General features: G+C 65.1%; 14 protein-coding genes. 8 read left to right on the plus strand and 6 right to left on the minus strand.

Annotation, left to right across the window (positions count from 1 at the left end; translation table 11 throughout):
• Positions 1–17: 17 nt before the first annotated feature.
• From DEM25_RS15345 to DEM25_RS15360, 4 genes are all read right to left on the minus strand, one after another.
• On the minus strand, positions 18–794 hold the full coding sequence (locus tag DEM25_RS15345; protein ID WP_420578878.1) for a tryptophan 2,3-dioxygenase: 777 nt from the start codon (positions 792–794) through the stop codon (positions 18–20).
• 165 nt (positions 795–959) lie between these two features.
• Positions 960–1,763, minus strand: a complete 804-nt coding sequence (locus DEM25_RS15350; protein ID WP_109767465.1) for a hormone-sensitive lipase — start codon at positions 1,761–1,763, stop codon at positions 960–962.
• Between the two features lie 7 nt (positions 1,764–1,770).
• Positions 1,771–3,258 carry a flavin-containing monooxygenase gene (locus tag DEM25_RS15355; RefSeq protein ID WP_109767466.1) on the minus strand — a complete coding sequence of 496 codons (1,488 nt, stop codon included), beginning with the start codon at positions 3,256–3,258 and terminating at the stop codon, positions 1,771–1,773.
• A gap of 16 nt (positions 3,259–3,274) precedes the next feature.
• Positions 3,275–3,715 carry a cupin domain-containing protein gene (locus DEM25_RS15360; RefSeq protein ID WP_109767573.1) on the minus strand — a complete coding sequence of 147 codons (441 nt, stop codon included), beginning with the start codon at positions 3,713–3,715 and terminating at the stop codon, positions 3,275–3,277.
• Between the two features lie 170 nt (positions 3,716–3,885).
• Between DEM25_RS15360 and DEM25_RS15365 the strand changes: the two genes are divergently transcribed.
• Positions 3,886–4,833: an AraC family transcriptional regulator gene (locus tag DEM25_RS15365; protein ID WP_196780402.1), complete on the plus strand. Its 948-nt coding sequence runs from the start codon at positions 3,886–3,888 to the stop codon at positions 4,831–4,833.
• 229 nt (positions 4,834–5,062) lie between these two features.
• On the opposite strand, the gene gntR is transcribed toward DEM25_RS15365, so the two are convergent.
• A complete protein-coding gene (gene gntR, locus DEM25_RS15370; RefSeq protein ID WP_109767469.1) occupies positions 5,063–6,130 on the minus strand; it encodes an HTH-type transcriptional regulator GntR in 1,068 nt (355 codons plus the stop codon).
• Between the two features lie 108 nt (positions 6,131–6,238).
• Here gntR and DEM25_RS15375 point away from each other — a divergent pair, with 108 nt between their 5' ends.
• The 5 genes from DEM25_RS15375 to DEM25_RS15395 all read left to right on the plus strand — a co-directional run bounded on the left by DEM25_RS15375 (position 6,239) and on the right by DEM25_RS15395 (position 10,979).
• Positions 6,239–6,814: a gluconokinase gene (locus tag DEM25_RS15375; protein WP_245412934.1), complete on the plus strand. Its 576-nt coding sequence runs from the start codon at positions 6,239–6,241 to the stop codon at positions 6,812–6,814.
• Positions 6,815–6,819: 5 nt separating this feature from the next.
• Entirely contained in the window at positions 6,820–7,842 is a 1,023-nt protein-coding gene (locus DEM25_RS15380) for a TRAP transporter substrate-binding protein (RefSeq protein WP_109767471.1), read from the plus strand.
• Between the two features lie 65 nt (positions 7,843–7,907).
• Positions 7,908–8,456: a TRAP transporter small permease subunit gene (locus tag DEM25_RS15385; RefSeq protein ID WP_109767574.1), complete on the plus strand. Its 549-nt coding sequence runs from the start codon at positions 7,908–7,910 to the stop codon at positions 8,454–8,456.
• Positions 8,456–9,772 (plus strand): TRAP transporter large permease, encoded by a 1,317-nt coding sequence (locus tag DEM25_RS15390; RefSeq protein ID WP_109767472.1) that lies wholly within the window; start codon positions 8,456–8,458, stop codon positions 9,770–9,772. The genes DEM25_RS15385 and DEM25_RS15390 overlap by 1 nt, the downstream gene beginning before the upstream one ends.
• 1 nt (position 9,773) lies before the next feature.
• Entirely contained in the window at positions 9,774–10,979 is a 1,206-nt protein-coding gene (locus DEM25_RS15395; protein WP_109767473.1) for a mandelate racemase/muconate lactonizing enzyme family protein, read from the plus strand.
• Between the two features lie 141 nt (positions 10,980–11,120).
• On the opposite strand, the gene DEM25_RS15400 is transcribed toward DEM25_RS15395, so the two are convergent.
• Entirely contained in the window at positions 11,121–11,915 is a 795-nt protein-coding gene (locus tag DEM25_RS15400) for a phosphoribosyltransferase (protein ID WP_245412935.1), read from the minus strand.
• 47 nt (positions 11,916–11,962) lie between these two features.
• Here DEM25_RS15400 and acsA point away from each other — a divergent pair, with 47 nt between their 5' ends.
• Both acsA and pdhA read left to right on the plus strand, forming a co-directional pair.
• Entirely contained in the window at positions 11,963–13,705 is a 1,743-nt protein-coding gene (gene acsA, locus DEM25_RS15405; protein WP_109767474.1) for an acetate--CoA ligase, read from the plus strand.
• Positions 13,702–15,696 carry a pyruvate dehydrogenase (acetyl-transferring) E1 component subunit alpha gene (gene pdhA / locus DEM25_RS18235; protein WP_109767475.1) on the plus strand — a complete coding sequence of 665 codons (1,995 nt, stop codon included), beginning with the start codon at positions 13,702–13,704 and terminating at the stop codon, positions 15,694–15,696. The genes acsA and pdhA overlap by 4 nt, the downstream gene beginning before the upstream one ends.
• The last annotated feature ends 1 nt before the right edge of the window (position 15,697 follow it).

Raw genomic sequence — 15,697 nt, forward strand, 5'->3', positions numbered from 1 at the left:
CACGCTCGTCGCTCCGCTCACAATTGCCCCCTCACGTTCCACAGTTCGGGAAACAGTTCGACCTCCAGCATCCGGCGCAGGTACTTCACGCCGGACGTGCCGCCGGTGCCGCGCTTGAAGCCGATGATCCGCTCGACCGTTGTGACATGGTTGAACCGCCAGCGCCGGAAATAGTCTTCCAGATCGACCAGCTTTTCCGCCAGTTCGTAAAGCGACCAGTGGCGGCGCGGATCGGTGTAGATCTCGGCCCACGCCGCCATCACGGCATCATCGGCCCGGTGCGGCGCGTCCATGCGATAGATGCCTGGCGGCAAATCCCGCTCCAGATGGGCGGAGAGTTGGTCGAGCGCGACATGATAGAGCGACTTTTGCGCCAGTTCCGCGGTCAGCCTGGCATGCAGTTCGGGCCGGTGTTCATGCACCTTCATCATCGCCGGATTGCGGTTGCCGAGCACGAATTCGATCAGGCGGTATTGATGCGACTGGAACCCGGACGATGCGCCGAGGTCCTCGCGGAACGCGGTGTACTCGCTCGGCGTCATCGTGCGCAAAACGTCCCAGGCGCCGTTCAACTGCTCGAAGATGCGGGCAACGCGCGTCAGCATCTTGAAGACGGGCTGGAAGTCGCCCTTGGCCAGCGCATCGCGCGCCGCGTTCAATTCGTGCAGCGCCAGCCGCATCCAGAGTTCCGAGGTCTGATGCTGAATGATGAACAGCATCTCGTCATGGGCATCGGACAGCGGGCTTTGCGCGGTCAGGATCGGATCGAGCGACAGATAATCGCCATAGCTCATATCCGCGGCAAACGACGTCTTGGCGCCTTCATCGGTCGGATCGTAGGCCTCGGTCAAAATGCGACCTCCCCATCTCTTGGTGCCAAGCGCAACATGCCGGTGCCCGGCACCAACCAGGCAAATGCGGTGCCGTCGAACCCTATATGAACCGGCCTAGCCGACAAACTACCCGACAAACATGCGCGTGATCGCGCTGTCGGGGGCTCGCAGCCCTTCGATCACGGTGAAATGATTGTGATCGCCATCGACCAGACACGCTGTATGCGCATCGAGCCCTTCCCAGACAGTGGCCAGAATGCGCGCCTGACGGATGAATTCCGGGCGCTCGCCACCGCCGACCCATGCGGTGACGCGCGGCTCGCCGGCCGGCAGGTGCAGAACGGCGCTTTCCGCCGCCGCTTCCGCCGCGTCCAGTTGCAGCGTGTCGTTCATGGCCGTGTGCATCAACGGCCGCAGATCGTGCAGCCCGCTGATCGACAGCGTGTGTTCGATGCGCGCCAGAACGTCCGGCGGCAAGGGCGTGTCGTCGCAGATCATGCGGGTGACCAGATGTCCGCCCGCCGAATGGCCCGACAGGCGGATGGGGCCGGCGACACGGTCGGCGGCGACCGCCAGCGCGCGGCCGATCTGCGCGGTGATCGCGGCGATGCGCGCCTCCGGCGTCAGCGTGTAGCTGGGCAGCGCCACCGCCCATCCCCTGGCGCGTGCGCCTTCGGCATAGTGCGTCCAGTCCGATTTCGACAACCGCATCCAGTAGCCGCCATGCACGAAGACGGCCAGCCCTTTCGGCGTTTCGTCCGGCCAGACAATGTCCAGACGTTCACGTGGGGCATCGCCATAGGCGATGTCGGCCTCCACCTTCACCCCGCCGGCGCGATAGGCGGCGGCATCGGCCGCCCACCGGCCCGGAAGTTCGCCGGAGCCCGGCACGTGGGCCATGTTGGCGAACGCATCGTCCCAGTCTTTCATGTCGGCATCACCCCGCCTGATAATCCGGTGTCGTTGACAGGAATGTGCCGTAGGCGCGCGCGTCGGGATAGCTGAAATTTTCGACCAGCGGATTGGACCGCTTCCACTGCCGCGCGCCCATGTCCTGCATCAGCTCGTCGAAATGCTTGAAATGGAACGGCGCCGAGCAGAGCCCGCCATAGATTTTCGCTGCCGGCCGCTCATTGCGCTTCCAGTCGAGCATGTCGCCGATATTGGCCTCCATCTCGGCGCGGCTGGGCTGGTTGGCAAGCTTGCCGTCGGCATAGCGCACCAGCCAGTTGGCGATGATCTCGGCCGAAAGCACGGTGCAGAAGCTGGAGTTGAAGCCGACAAACCCCATGTCGGGCAGGTCCGGGTTCACCGCCAGGCGATAAACGCGATACTGGCCGTCCTGCTCGATCAGCTTGTCGCGGTATTCCTGCGGCAGATAGGGCACGCCCAGCTTCCAGCCGACGGCCAGGATCGCAACGTCGCAATCGACGGTTTCGCCATTGGTCAGATGCAGCCGGCTGCCCTCATAGCGGTCGAAGGTGCCGATCACTGGCTTGATCTTGCCCTCGTTCAGATATTCGAACAGCCCCGGCGTGACGATCGGGATCGAACAGGAAATGTCCTTTTCGATAGGAACGTCGGGGACCATGTTGTGCTTCTTCAGGCCCAGCTGCAGCTTGAGCAGCGTTTCCAGTGCGCGGAAATTGGCCCAGACAAGCGGCTTTGTGATCGCCGCAAGGGTGCGCGCGACAGCACCCCTGCCCCATGCGTTGAACTGCATTTCCTGCGCCCGCATGTAGAGCAGCCGCTTGAAGTTGATGCCGCCGACGAAATATGGGATCCGCCAGGCATTTTCGAGATAGACGAGCGCGACCGATTTGGCGCCGCTTTTCACCGCATTGACCGCGATATCGGTCGCCGATTTCGAGCCGCCCAGAATGACCACGTTCTTGCCCGCACAGACGGCGGGATCGGTATATTCGGACGAATGCAACACCTGCCCGCCCTGGGCGATGAAATCCTCCTGCCCCGGATGGCTGATGATGTTCTTTTCCGAGAACTGGCCGGTGCAGATGGCGACGAAGTCGAAATCCTCGGTCCAGCGCTGATTGCCGGCCTCAAGTGTCAGTGTCCAGCCGGGCTCGCCATCCGCACGGCGATCCATCGAGGCGACCGCCGTGTTGAGACAGAACAGCCGGCCGAGCCGGTGCTTGTCGGCATAGGAATGCAGATAGGCGTGCACCTGCGGGCCCTTCGGCCATTCGGGATAATCATCCGGCATGGGATGATCGGTGAAACAGTAGAGGTCCTTTGGCGATTGGGTCTGCACGTCCGGATAGGAGCGCGACAGTTCCCACACACCGCCGAAATCGTGGCTGCGTTCGAACCCGCAGACCCGGTGACCCTTTTCGTCGAATGCCTTGGCGGCTGCAAGACCACTGACCCCGCCGCCAATGACGGCAACCTTCTTCCGCTTGACCATGATGTGTCCTCGCCGCTCAGGCCGCATCCGGCGGCGGCAGGAAGTCGACCTCGTGCAGCGCCGAAAGCCGCACCAGTTCCTCAGGATCGGTCACGCCGTCGAGCGCGACGAAAAGATCGAACAGCTTGCGCGCCGGCGCCACGCCGAAAACGCAGGTGGCGGCGGCACCCGAGCGGTTGAAAATGCCGTGCGCGACGCCTTTTGGCATGCGGATCGTGTCGCCGGGGCCCGCCTTGTGGACATCGCCGCCGAACTCCACCTCGAGCGCACCCTCGAGCATGATGATCCACTCGTCCTGCGTCGGATGGACATGCGGCGGAACGAACGTGCCTTCGGGAATGGCGGCGTGCCACAAAAACGCATTTGGGCTGTGCAGCTTGGGCGTATAGGTGTGGCCGACGACGTTCCAGCTCGTGCCGTCAAGGCCGTCCGACGCCGGTGTGATGCCCTGTTCCATGGTTTCCTCCCTCGAACATGTCGCATTGGCATCGATCACCATGCACCGGTTCGGCGCGTCGGCTTATCCAGATTGCGAATCCAATTCGTGTATCGATATTTTGAGCTTGAAATAAATCGGCCCCACGCTAGTCTCGGTCCATGGAGCAAACGACCGGGTCGGACGGACTGTTGGCTGCGCACGGGGTTTTGCGCACCAACGATCTTGACGCCGCCCGCCATGCCGTGGCCGGCCGATTCTGCGATCACCGGCTGACATTGACCGCGGGCCACAGCGTGTCGGTGCGCCACAATCATGTCGGCGGCCAGCACATCTCGCTGAACGTGCTCGGCTATGGCGGCGACGTTGCGATCGATCCCGGCATGCTGGGTGACTTCTACCTGCTGCAGATTCCGCTGACCGGCGAGGCACTGATCGCCCATCGGGGCGAAGAGGTCTGCGCCAGCCCGGAAAGGGCATCCATTCTCAACCCGGACCGCCCGACGCGGATGCGATGGCGTGCCGATTGCCGCAAGCTGCTGGTTCAGATCGAAGAGCGGTTTCTGCACAGCGTGGCGGAAGACGCCGCCGGCGCCGCCCTGCCCGGCCCGGTCCGGTTCGACCCGGCGGTCGATCTGCGCGGCAGACCGGGACGCAGGCTCCGGGCGCTGGCGCTGACCATGGCTCAGGCCGTCGATGCGGGCCGGCTCTATACCGGAAAACCCGGACTGCGCGAGATGGCGGCCGAGCGCGAACTGGCGCGCCAACTCCTGGCGCTGCAGCCCAGCAACGTGTCGCACATGGTGCGGGCCGATACCGGCGCGGCCCGGCCGGTGCATCTGCGCCGGGCGGTCGAGTTCATCCACAGCCACTATGCCGAGCCGATCGGCCTTGACGATATCGCGGCCAGGGCCGGCGTGCACCCGCGCAACCTTCAGATCGGTTTCAAAAGGGCATTCGGCCGGTCGCCGATCTCCTACCTGCGCGACGTCCGGCTCGATGCGGCACGGTATCACCTGTCGGCCCGTCAGAACCGCGACAGCGTCACTGAAACCGCTTTCGCCTGCGGCTTTTCCCATCTGGGGCGCTTTTCGCGCGACTACCGCGCCCGTTTCGGCCAATTGCCCAGCCAGGGCTGACTGATCGCATCGGCGTTCTTGACCGCACGCCATGGTCCGGCCCTGTTAGGTCTGCGCTGTCGGCGCCGGTTTCCGGCGCCGGCCCTGCCCGCAAAGGTCACGATCCGGCCGCCAGCGGCAAAGTCCGGCCGAATTCGTGGCTCTCGACTGTGCCGGTGACGAAAATCCGGGCGCGGCCAAGCGCTCGGCATGCAGGCGTAACACGCAGGCCGCCTGCCTCGGCAACCGGTCATGGCGCTCGGGCACGAACACCGCCCCCTTCGGCCCGACCCGGTTGAAGCGTCCGGTCCGTGGTGGCCCGGGGCACCACTTCAAAACCCAGATCGACGACCGGCTGGCTTGTCTCTTCGCCGCGCAAGGCCGCACCCAGCAATGACATTGCCTGCCGCCCCATCTCGTGGCGAAAGGTGAGCACGCTGGTAATCGAAGGATGTGCGGCTGCCATCATCTCAAGATCGTTGAAGCCGCAAATCCCCATCTGTCCGGGCACGGCGATGCGCCGTCGCTGGCATTCGAACAGCGCCCCGACGGCCAAATCGTCATTGTTGCAGAAAACGGCATCGGTGTCGGGCGCGGTGGACAGCAGATCGGCCATCAGGTGTCCGCCAAGCGTGACCGATGAAGGCTGCGGGGTGGTCACGATGCGGGCCTCATCCAGCAGTCCGGCGGGCGACAGACACACCCTGAAGCCTTCCAGGCGGCGCTGCGTCCTGGGATCGAGCCGGGCGCCCAGAAAGCCGATCCTGCGATAGCCCGCGTCCAACAGGTGTCGCGTGGCGGCCCCGGCGGCCTCGCGGTGTGAAAAACCGACCATCATGTCGAACGGGTCCGGCCCGGTTTCCATGATCTGCACGATGCGGCATGGCGCCGAACGCAGCAGTCCGGCCGTCGCCTCGGACTGGTCTATGCCCGATATGATCAGGCCGGCCGGCTTCTGGCTGAGGAACGTCCGCACGAGGTCTTCCTCGGCGATCGGCGAATAGCGCGAATTGCCCAGTTGCACCTGCCAGGGCGTGCCTTCCGCCGCATCGTAGATGCCGCGCATGACATCGGCGAAGACGTTGTTGGTCACCGAAGGCACGATCACGCCGATCACGTTGGTGCGCCCGGCGGCAAGCGCGCGCGCCGCCGGATCGGGCACATAGCCCAGCCGTTCGATGACGGCCTGGATGGCATCGCGGGACCTGGCCGACACGCGGTCGGGATTGCGTAGGGCCCGGGAGACGGTCATAGCGCTAACACCAGCTTCGCGTGCAACGTCGGCGAGCGTGACGCCGCTTCTGCCCCTGTTTTTCATCGGTTTTCCCTTGATGGACGCCCATCGTGACGATAACGGAATTTTCCAAGTTGACAAATGTTAGCGCTATCATTCACATTGATGGCATGGAGGATTTCGATATTGCAAGTGGCGACGACCAACCTGGTAGCGGTGGTGATGGGTCCGTGCGGTGTCGGCAAAAGCGCCGTTGCGGCCGAAGCGGCGCGCCGAATGGGAGGCGGTTTCGTCGAGGCGGACGACCACCACACGGCACATGCCAAGGCACGCATGGCCGCCGGCGACGCCTTGACGGACGATGCAAGAATGCCGTGGCTGGACCGTGTCGGCGAGGCCGCGCGGCAGGCCGAACGGCCAACCATCGTCGCCTGCTCGGCGCTCAAGCGCCAATATCGCGACCGGCTGCGGCATGTGTTGGGATCGGTCCTGTTCGTCCACCTGACCGCACCGCGCCAGGTGATCGCCGAGCGGCTGGCCGCGCGCCGGGGCCATTTCGCGGGTGCCGAACTTCTGGACAGCCAGCTTGCGACGCTCGAACCGCTCGGCCCCGACGAGGCCGGGATCACGCTTGACGTCCGGGCGCCGCTCGCCTCTGTTTGCGAGACGGTGCTGGACTTCATGGCCGCCCAAGCGGTGGCAAACTTCAAACAGGATGACGGCGGCGCAACGTCGAACGTCATCCGCCAGCACATGCAAGGGAGGTAATCCGCATGTTCAAGACACTCACCAAATTGGCCCTCGCCTCATTGGTCGGCGCCGCGCTCGGCATCTCGGCCCATGCCCAGGAGATGACGCTGAAGTTCCAGTCGTCCGATCCGGCCGGCAACCCCAACTTCATCCTGCAGCAGGGCTGGGCCGAGAGCGTCAGCGAAAAGACCGGCGGCCGGCTGGCGATCGAGCTTCTGCCCGTGGAATCCATCGTCGCGCACAATGAAACCCAGGACGCCATCGCTGCCGGCATTCTCGACGGCCACGTGACCGATACGTCCTATTTCGCCGGCAAGGATCCGGCCTTCGGTCTGATCGCCAACCCCGTGGGCGCATGGTCGGCGCCGCAGGAAATGTTCGACTTCATGAGCGATGGCGGCGGCAAGGAGCTGATGAACGAGTTGCTCGAGCCCTACGGACTGCGCTTCATCGGAGCGACCACGCCGGGTCTTGAGGCGTTCGTCTCGAAGGTGCCGCTCACCGGCGTCGACGACCTTCAGGGCCTGAAGATGCGTGCGCCCGAAGGGCTCGTGCAGCAGGTGTTCGCCGCAGCCGGTGCCGCACCGGTGAACCTGCCCGGTTCGGAAGTGTTCACCTCGCTGGACAAGGGCGTGATCGATGCCGCCGACTATTCGGTGTTTTCCACCAACCAGGCCCAGGGCATGCACGACGTTGCGCCCAACCCGGTCTATCCCGGCTTCCACTCCATGCCGCTCGTCGAAATCTCGATGAACAAGGCCAAGTGGGATGCTCTGCCCGAAGACATGCAAGCTGCGCTTGAGGAGAGCGTCGCCGAGTTCGCCCTGTCGCAGGTCGCCGCTCTCGCCGCCAAGGATGAGGAAGCTGTCGCGGCGGCAAAGGCCGGCGGCGAGGTGACCGTTCATGACTGGCCGGCCGAGGAGCGCGCCAAGTTCCGCACGATCGCGACCGGCGAGTGGGCCAAGGTGGCCGAGCGCTCCGAGAACGCCCAGCGGGTCTACGAAGTCCTGACCGGATACCTCAAAGAAAACGGCATGATGAACTGAGGCGAGAGCCGTCATGTGCATGACCGGGCGGCTTGCCGCCCGGTTTTCTCTGGGAGGGGATCACCATGGAAACACCTGAGCACACGCCGGTCGAGCGGCCCGCCGGATCGATCCCCGAGGCTGGCTGGCTCGGGCGCTGGATCGACCGGGGCGGACTGGTCTTCGCCACGGGCATCGTCCTGTCGGTGCTCATCCTCATGAATGAGGTGATCCTGCGCTATGTCTTCAACGCGCCGACCATCTGGGCGCACGAGACCGTCATCTTCCTGTGCGGCATCGCCTTCGTCTATGGGGGGCTATACTGCTGCGCCCAGGACCGGCACATCCGCGTCGTGCTGATCTACGACGCTATTCCGCGCCGCATCAAACGCATCTTCGACACGATCATCTCGATCATCTGCGCCGCCGCCAGCGCCATGTTCGCCTGGGCCGCCTGGCTGATGGTCCAGCGCGCCGCGTTCCGGCCGGACGGCACGTTCCGGCTCGAACGCACCGGCAGCGCCTGGGACCCGGTCTATCCCGGTCTGCTGAAGGTCTTCCTTCTGATCGTCCTCACGGTGATGGCGGTGCAGTTCATCATCCTCGCATGGAACTATGCTCGGGGCCGGAAGTGATGGAATTGTTCGGTTCCTTCCAGGCCCTGGGCATCGAGGGTGGCACGCTCCTGATGTTCGCCATGTTGCTGGGGCTTCTCGTCACCGGCATCCCGCTGGCCTATGTGACATTGCTGGTCGCGCTGATCTTCGCGCTGGGCTGGTTCGGCCCGATGGCCGTCCCGCTGATCACCAGCCGCGTCTATTCGTTCGTCTCGTCCTTCGTGTTCGTCTCGGTGCCGATGTTCGTTCTGATGGCGGCGATCCTCGACCGCTCGGGCATCGCACGCGATCTGTTCGACGCGATGAAGCTCGTCGGCGGCCGGCTGCGCGGCGGCGTGGCGATCCAGACCATCTTCGTCGCGGTGATCCTTGCGGCGATGAGCGGCATCATCGGCGGCGAGGTGGTGCTGCTGGGGCTTGTCGCGCTGCCGCAGATGCTGCGGCTTGGCTATGACAAGCATCTGGCGATCGGCGTCGTCTGCGCCGGCGGCGCCCTCGGCACCATGGTGCCCCCTTCGATTGTCCTGATCATCTATGGTCTGACGGCGAACGTCTCGGTGGGCGATCTGTTCACGGCCGCCTTCATCCCGGGCCTGATGCTTGCCGGCTTCTACATCGCCTATATCCTGATCCGCGCCTATCTGAACCCCGAGATCGCGCCGATCCCCGAAGGCCCGGACGTGCCGATGAGCGAAAAACTGCGCCTGCTCAAGGGGCTGATCCTGCCGCTGCTGGTCGTCGCCGGCGTCCTGGGCTCGATCTATGGCGGCATCGCCAGCGTGACCGAGGCGTCGGCGGTTGGCGTGGCGGGCGTCCTGCTGTCCACCGTCATCCGCGGCGAGTTCACGCTAGAACTGCTCAAGGGCGCCGCCCTCCAGACCCTGCGCACCGTCGGCATGATCGTCTGGATCGGCATCGGTGCTTCGGCCCTGGTCGGTGTGTTCAACCTGATGGGCGGCATCAATTTCGTCTCCCAGCTGATCACCGGCATCTCCGAGAACCCGCTGATCATCCTGCTGTTCATGATGCTGATCCTGTTCGTCCTGGGCATGTTCCTCGACTGGGTCGGCATCGCGCTTCTGACCATGCCGATCTTCGTGCCGATCATCACGCAGCTCGGCTATGATCCGGTCTGGTTCGGCGTCCTGTTCTGCATGAACATGCAGGTCTCCTTCCTGTCGCCGCCATTCGGACCGGCCGCCTTCTATCTCAAGAGCGTTGCGCCGCCGGACATCTCGCTGGCGACGATCTTCCGCTCGCTGCTGCCGTTCATCTGCCTGCAAGTGCTGGCGCTTGCCGTGCTGATCGCCTTCCCCGGCATCACCGGGCGGTAGCATGAAGATCACCGAAGTAAGGACGCTGCGGCTCGACGAATTTCCGAACCTGGTCTGGGTGCAGATCGGGACCGACGAAGGTCTCAGCGGGCTGGGAGAGACCTTCTTCGGCGCCTCGGCGGTCGAGGCATACATCCATGACTGGTGCGCGCCGCGCCTGATCGGCAAGAACCCGCTGCACCTGCAGGCCCGCGTCAATGAGCTGTCCGACTATATCGGCTGGCGCGGCGCAGGCGTTGAAACGCGGGCCTATTCGGCGCTGGACATCGCGCTGTGGGATCTGTTCGCCAAGGCGCGTGCCATGCCGCTCGCGGACGCGCTCGGCGGGCGGTCGCGGGACCGCATCCGCACCTACAACACCTGCGCGGGCTACAAATATGTGCGCGACCGGCGCGGTCAGACTGTCGACAACTGGCATACCGGCGATGCGGAAGGCCCCTACGAGGATCTGGACGCCTTTCTCACCGATGCGGGCGCGCTGGCCCGATCGCTTCTGGCGCAGGGCATCACGGCGATGAAGATCTGGCCGTTCGACATCGCCGCAGAGCGCTCGGGCGGGCTCGATATCACGCCCGACGAACTGCGCACCGCGCTCCGTCCGTTCGAGCAGATCCGCGAAGCGGTCGGCGATGCGATGGACATCATGGTCGAGTTCCACTCGCTCTGGTCGCTGCCCATGGCGAAAAGGCTCGCGCGCGAACTCGCACCCTTCAACACCTACTGGCATGAAGACCCGTTTCGGCTCGACACGCCGTCGGACCTCAAACACTATGCCGAGGCGTGCGAAACATGGATCTGCGCCTCCGAGACGCTCAACGGAACGCCCGCGTTCCGCGCCTATCTTCAGACGGGCGTCGCAGGCGTCGTCATGCTCGACCTGTCATGGTGCGGCGGCGTCACCGAGGCGCGCAAGATCGCCGGCATGGCCGAGGCCTTCAAGGTGCCGGTGGCACCGCATGATTGCACCGGGCCGGTCGTCTACGGCGCATCCTGTCACCTCTCCATGCATCTGAAGAACGCGCTGATCCAGGAAAGCGTGCGCGCCTTCTACACTGGCTGGTACCGGGAGCTTGCCCAAGGGCTGCCAGACGTCACCGATGGCATGATCGAACTGAAAGATGCACCCGGCCACGGCATCACACTCGATGAAGGGCTGTGGCGCCGCGCCGACGCGACGGTGCGCATCAGCAGCCGGTCCGACATTTGAAGCCGCGCATGGCCTCGGTGTTTCGGCGTCGGGCAGGATCGGCACGGCACACCGGCGGTATGCGGGTCGCCGCTGGCGCTTCGACCCGGCGTCTCGGCAATGCCATCGCTGTCGGTGTCATCGCTGTCGGTGCACTTGGCTTCAGGTTCGTGCCCTTCCCTTACCGAAAGCCGCTTTGGCACGATCGCCATGGTCTTCCCGACCATCATCGGGATCGGCCGTGAGCGCCAGGCGATGACGGTGCAGGAGATCTGTCACCTCCCGATCGTCGACCTGGCCGAAGTCGCGATAATGGCTGCCCACGGACAAGAACGGTTCGGGTTGATGGAGGCAGACAATGGCGTCGGCCTCTGCGCCCAGTTCGGCGAGGCTGGATGCGGGGGCAACAGGCAAGGCGACAATGATCTGTTTGGGCCGCCGCTGCCGGACCAGGCGAAGCGCCGCGCGGGCGGTCGCCCCGGTTGCCACCCCGTCATCGACCACGATGGCCGTCCGGCCCGCCAGAGGTTCGGGCGCAAGATCACCGAAATATAGGTTCCGGCGACGCTCGAGCTCCGGCAGTTCCCGCCTGGCCAGCGCAACGATATCCTCGTGCGACAGTTTCAGATTGTCGGCAATGTCTTGGTTGACGGTGATCTGCATGTCCTGGCCGTCCGAGACAGCGCCCACGGCGAGTTCGCGTTGACCCGGCACCCCGACCTTGCGGATCAGCAGCACATCGATCGGAAGGCGGAAACGCGCGGCAATCGGAGCGGCGACGGGCAAGCCGCCGCGCGGCAGCGCTACGACCACCGCATCGCCGAGGTCGAACGCAGCCAGACGCTGCGCCAACTGCTGACCCGCATCCTGCCGATCTTCGAACAACCACATGGCAAGACCATGCCCGGACGCGGGCATCGGCGCCTTAACTTCGATCAACGCCACCGCGCGTGGCATTCGCTAGGCTTTCATCACGCAATCGAGGACATCGGGAGGACAGTCCAATGGAGTCGATCATCCGCAAGGATGATGCGGATCGGGCGGCTGCCGCCTTGGCAGATCCCGACGCGGCGCGGGCATGCTTCGACTGGCAGGAGGCGCGGGCGCTGCTGACGGGGCTGCCGGGCGGCGCGCTGAACATCGGCTATGAGGCGGTCGACCGGCATGTCGCGCAAGGCCATGGCAGCGAAGTCGCCGTCCGCTGGATCGGCAAGGACGACACCCGCCGCGAACTGACCTATGCGGACATGGCAGACCTGTCGTCGCGCTTCGCCAATGTGCTGGCGGCCCATGGGCTGACGCAGGGCGACAGGCTGTTCGCACTCATGGGCCGGACGCCGGAGCTCTATGGCGCCGCCATCGGCACGCTCAAGGCCGGTCTTGTCTTCACACCGCTGTTTTCCGCGTTCGGCCCGGAGCCGATCCGGACCCGAATGGAGATCGGCGAGGCAAACGTCCTGCTGACGACGGCATCGATCTACCGGCGCAAGATCGCTGCCTGGCGCGACGAAATCCCCTCGCTGAAGCTCGTGCTCATCGCAGGCGACGAGGCGCCCGAGAGGTGCGTCGCGCTGGCGCCGGCACTGGCCGCCGCATCGGAGACGTTCGAGGTCGCTCAAACGGAGCCCGAAGACAGGGCGCTGATCCACTTCACCTCCGGCACCACGGGCAAGCCCAAGGGCGCCGTCCATGTGCACCAGGCGGTGCTCTATCACGCCTATTCGGGGCGCAACGCGCTCGAATTGACGCCGGGCACGATCTACTGGTGCACGGCCGATCCGGGCTGGGTGACCGGGACGTCCTACGGCATCATCGCGCCATTGGTGAATCGCGTCACGATGATCGTCGACGAGGCCGAATTCGACGTCGAACGCTGGTATGGGATCATCGAACGGGAAAAGGTCGAGGTCTGGTACTCGGCGCCGACCGCGATCCGCATGATGATGCGTGCCGGTGCCGGGGCGGCGGCGGCGTTCGACTTTTCATCGCTGAAGTTCCTCGCCAGTGTCGGCGAGCCGCTCAACCCCGAAGCGGTCACCTGGAGCCATCAGGTCTTCGGCCGGCCGTTCCACGACAATTGGTGGCAGACCGAGACCGGCGGCATCATGATCGCCAACACCAGGGCGATGGACGTGCATCCCGGCTCGATGGGCAAGCCGCTGCCGGGGATCGAAGCGGCCATTGTCGAGCGCGAGGACGGCACGCTGCGCCAGTGCAAGGCCGGCAAGATCGGCGAACTGGCGCTCAGACCCGGCTGGCCGTCGATGATGCGGACCTATCTTCATGAGCAGGCGCGCTACGACAAGTGTTTCGTCGGCGGCTGGTATCTGTCCGGCGACCTCGCCATGCAGGACGCCGATGGCTATTTCTGGTTCGTCGGCCGCGCCGACGATCTGATCAAGTCGTCCGGCCATCTGATCGGTCCGTTCGAGGTCGAAAGCGCCCTGATCGAACATGACGCGATCGCCGAAGCGGGCGTCATCGGCATTCCCGACGAGACCGCCGGCGAGATCGTCAAGGCGTACGTGACGCTCAATGCGGGGTACGAGGCGTCGGAAGACCTCGAACGCGACGTGCGCGGCCATGCACGCAAGAGGCTGGGCCCGGCCGTCGCGCCACGCCAGATCGTCTTCCGCAAGACCCTTCCCAAGACGCGCTCCGGCAAGATCATGCGCCGCCTGCTCAAGGCGCGCGAACTGGGCCTGCCGGACGGCGACATTTCCACACTGGAGACCGACGAGACATGAGTGTGATCGACAAGCCGCGCCTCGACCATGCGCACATGCTCTCGCTGCTCGAAAGCATGATCCGTATCCGCCGCTTCGAGGACAAGTGCGCCGAACTCTACACGCAGCAGAAGATCCGCGGCTTCCTGCACCTTTATGACGGCGAGGAGGCGATCGCATCGGGCGTCATTCCGGTGCTCACGCCCGACGACCGGATCGTCGCCACATATCGCGAGCACGGGCATGCGCTGGTGCGCGGCGTCCCGATGACCGCCGTCATGGCCGAGATGTACGGCAAGGCCGAGGGCTGTTCGGGGGGCCGCGGCGGCTCGATGCACCTGTTCGATTCGGCGACCAACTTCTATGGAGGCAACGCGATCGTCGGCGGCGGTCTGCCGCTCGCCGGCGGGTTGGCGCTGGCCGACAGGATGCAGGGCACCGACAGCGTCTCCGCCTGCTTCTTCGGTGAGGGCGCGGTGGCCGAGGGCGAATTCCACGAAACGCTGAACCTGTGCAAACTCTGGAGCCTGCCCGTCCTTTTCGTGTGCGAGAACAACGGTTACGCGATGGGTTCGGCGCTGGCCCGCACGGAGGCGGAGACTGACATCCACAAGAAGGCCGCCGTCTACGGCATGCATGCCGAGGTGGTCGACGGAATGGATGTCGTCGCCGTCGAGGCAGCGGCGCGGCGTGGCATTCAGAGGATTCGCGAGACGGGCGGGCCGGTCTTCCTTGAATGCCGGACCTACCGCTTCCGCGCCCATTCCATGTTCGATGCCCAGCTCTATCGGGACAAGGACGAGGTGGAGCAATGGCGCGGCAAGGGACCGATCGTCCGCTTCAAGGGCTGGCTGTTGGAGAACGGTCTTGTCGATGAAGCCGACGTGGCCGCCATCGAGACCCGGGCCGACGCGGAGATCGCCGAAGCGGTGGCCTTCGCGGAAGCCGGGACGTGGGAGCCGGTCGAGGATCTGGAAAAGCATGTGCTCGGCGAACAGCCGCCACCGCCCGCGCCCGCCAAGCCGTCAGGCGAGACCGAGGAGATCAGCTACAGGGAGGCGGTCAAACGGGCGATCCGGGAAGCGATCGAGCGCGACGATCGCGTGTTCCTGATGGGTGAGGATGTCGGCGCCTATGGCGGCTGCTACGCCGTGACAAAGGGGCTGATGGCGGAACTGGGCGAGGACCGCATCCGCGACACGCCGCTTTCCGAATCCGGTTTCACCGGCGCCGGCATCGGCGCGGCAGCCGCCGGCATGCGGCCGATCGTCGAACTGATGACCGTCAATTTCAGCCTGTTGGCGCTCGACCAGATCCTCAACACGGCGGCGACCATGCGCCACATGTCGGGCAATGCGTTCGGCGTGCCGCTGGTAATCCGCATGGCGACCGGTGCCGGCAAGCAGCTTGCCGCCCAGCACTCTCATTCGCTCGAGGGCTGGTATGCCCACATTCCCGGCCTCAAGGTGCTCGCGCCGGCAACGATTGAGGACGCGCGCGGCATGCTCTGGACGGCGCTCGAAGACCCCGACCCGGTGCTGATCTTCGAAAACGTCATGCTCTACAACCAAACCGGCACGATCGACATCAATGCGGGCGCGGTGCCGATCACCGGCGCTGCGGTCCGGCGTCCCGGCACCGATATCTCGCTGATCACCTATGGCGGCTCGCTGTACAAGGTGATGGAGGCGGCAGACCAACTGGCTGGCGAGGGAATCGAGGCCGAGGTCGTCGATCTGCGCGCGTTGCGGCCACTGGACGACGAGACGATCATGGCGTCCGTTGCGCGCACGCGGCGCGCATTGATCGTCGACGAGGGCTGGCGGACCGGGTCGCTGGCGGCCGAAGTGTCGGCGCGGATCATGGAACAGGGATTCTGGAACCTCGATGCACCGGTCGGCCGCGTCTGCTCTGCCGAAGTCCCGATCCCCTATCCCAAGCACCTCGAGGACGCCGCGATCCCGCATGTCGAGAGCATCGTCGCCGGCGCCAGGGCCGTGATGGGGCGCTGAG

The sequence above is a fragment of the Oceaniradius stylonematis genome, from assembly GCF_003149475.2.
GTDB lineage: Bacteria > Pseudomonadota > Alphaproteobacteria > Rhizobiales > Rhizobiaceae > Roseitalea > Roseitalea stylonematis.

Excerpts from the sequence above, each read along its gene's own strand:
- DEM25_RS15345 (WP_420578878.1), bottom strand. The coding sequence starts at position 794 with ATGAGCTATGGCGATTATCTGTCGCTCGATCCGATCCTGACCGCGCAA.
- DEM25_RS15350 (WP_109767465.1), bottom strand. The coding sequence starts at position 1,763 with ATGAAAGACTGGGACGATGCGTTCGCCAACATGGCCCACGTGCCGGGC.
- DEM25_RS15355 (WP_109767466.1), bottom strand. The coding sequence starts at position 3,258 with ATGGTCAAGCGGAAGAAGGTTGCCGTCATTGGCGGCGGGGTCAGTGGT.
- DEM25_RS15360 (WP_109767573.1), bottom strand. The coding sequence starts at position 3,715 with ATGGAACAGGGCATCACACCGGCGTCGGACGGCCTTGACGGCACGAGC.
- gntR (WP_109767469.1), bottom strand. The coding sequence starts at position 6,130 with ATGAAAAACAGGGGCAGAAGCGGCGTCACGCTCGCCGACGTTGCACGC.
- DEM25_RS15380 (WP_109767471.1), top strand. The coding sequence starts at position 6,820 with ATGTTCAAGACACTCACCAAATTGGCCCTCGCCTCATTGGTCGGCGCC.
- DEM25_RS15385 (WP_109767574.1), top strand. The coding sequence starts at position 7,908 with ATGGAAACACCTGAGCACACGCCGGTCGAGCGGCCCGCCGGATCGATC.
- DEM25_RS15390 (WP_109767472.1), top strand. The coding sequence starts at position 8,456 with ATGGAATTGTTCGGTTCCTTCCAGGCCCTGGGCATCGAGGGTGGCACG.
- DEM25_RS15395 (WP_109767473.1), top strand. The coding sequence starts at position 9,774 with ATGAAGATCACCGAAGTAAGGACGCTGCGGCTCGACGAATTTCCGAAC.
- DEM25_RS15400 (WP_245412935.1), bottom strand. The coding sequence starts at position 11,915 with ATGCCACGCGCGGTGGCGTTGATCGAAGTTAAGGCGCCGATGCCCGCG.
- acsA (WP_109767474.1), top strand. The coding sequence starts at position 11,963 with ATGGAGTCGATCATCCGCAAGGATGATGCGGATCGGGCGGCTGCCGCC.
- pdhA (WP_109767475.1), top strand. The coding sequence starts at position 13,702 with ATGAGTGTGATCGACAAGCCGCGCCTCGACCATGCGCACATGCTCTCG.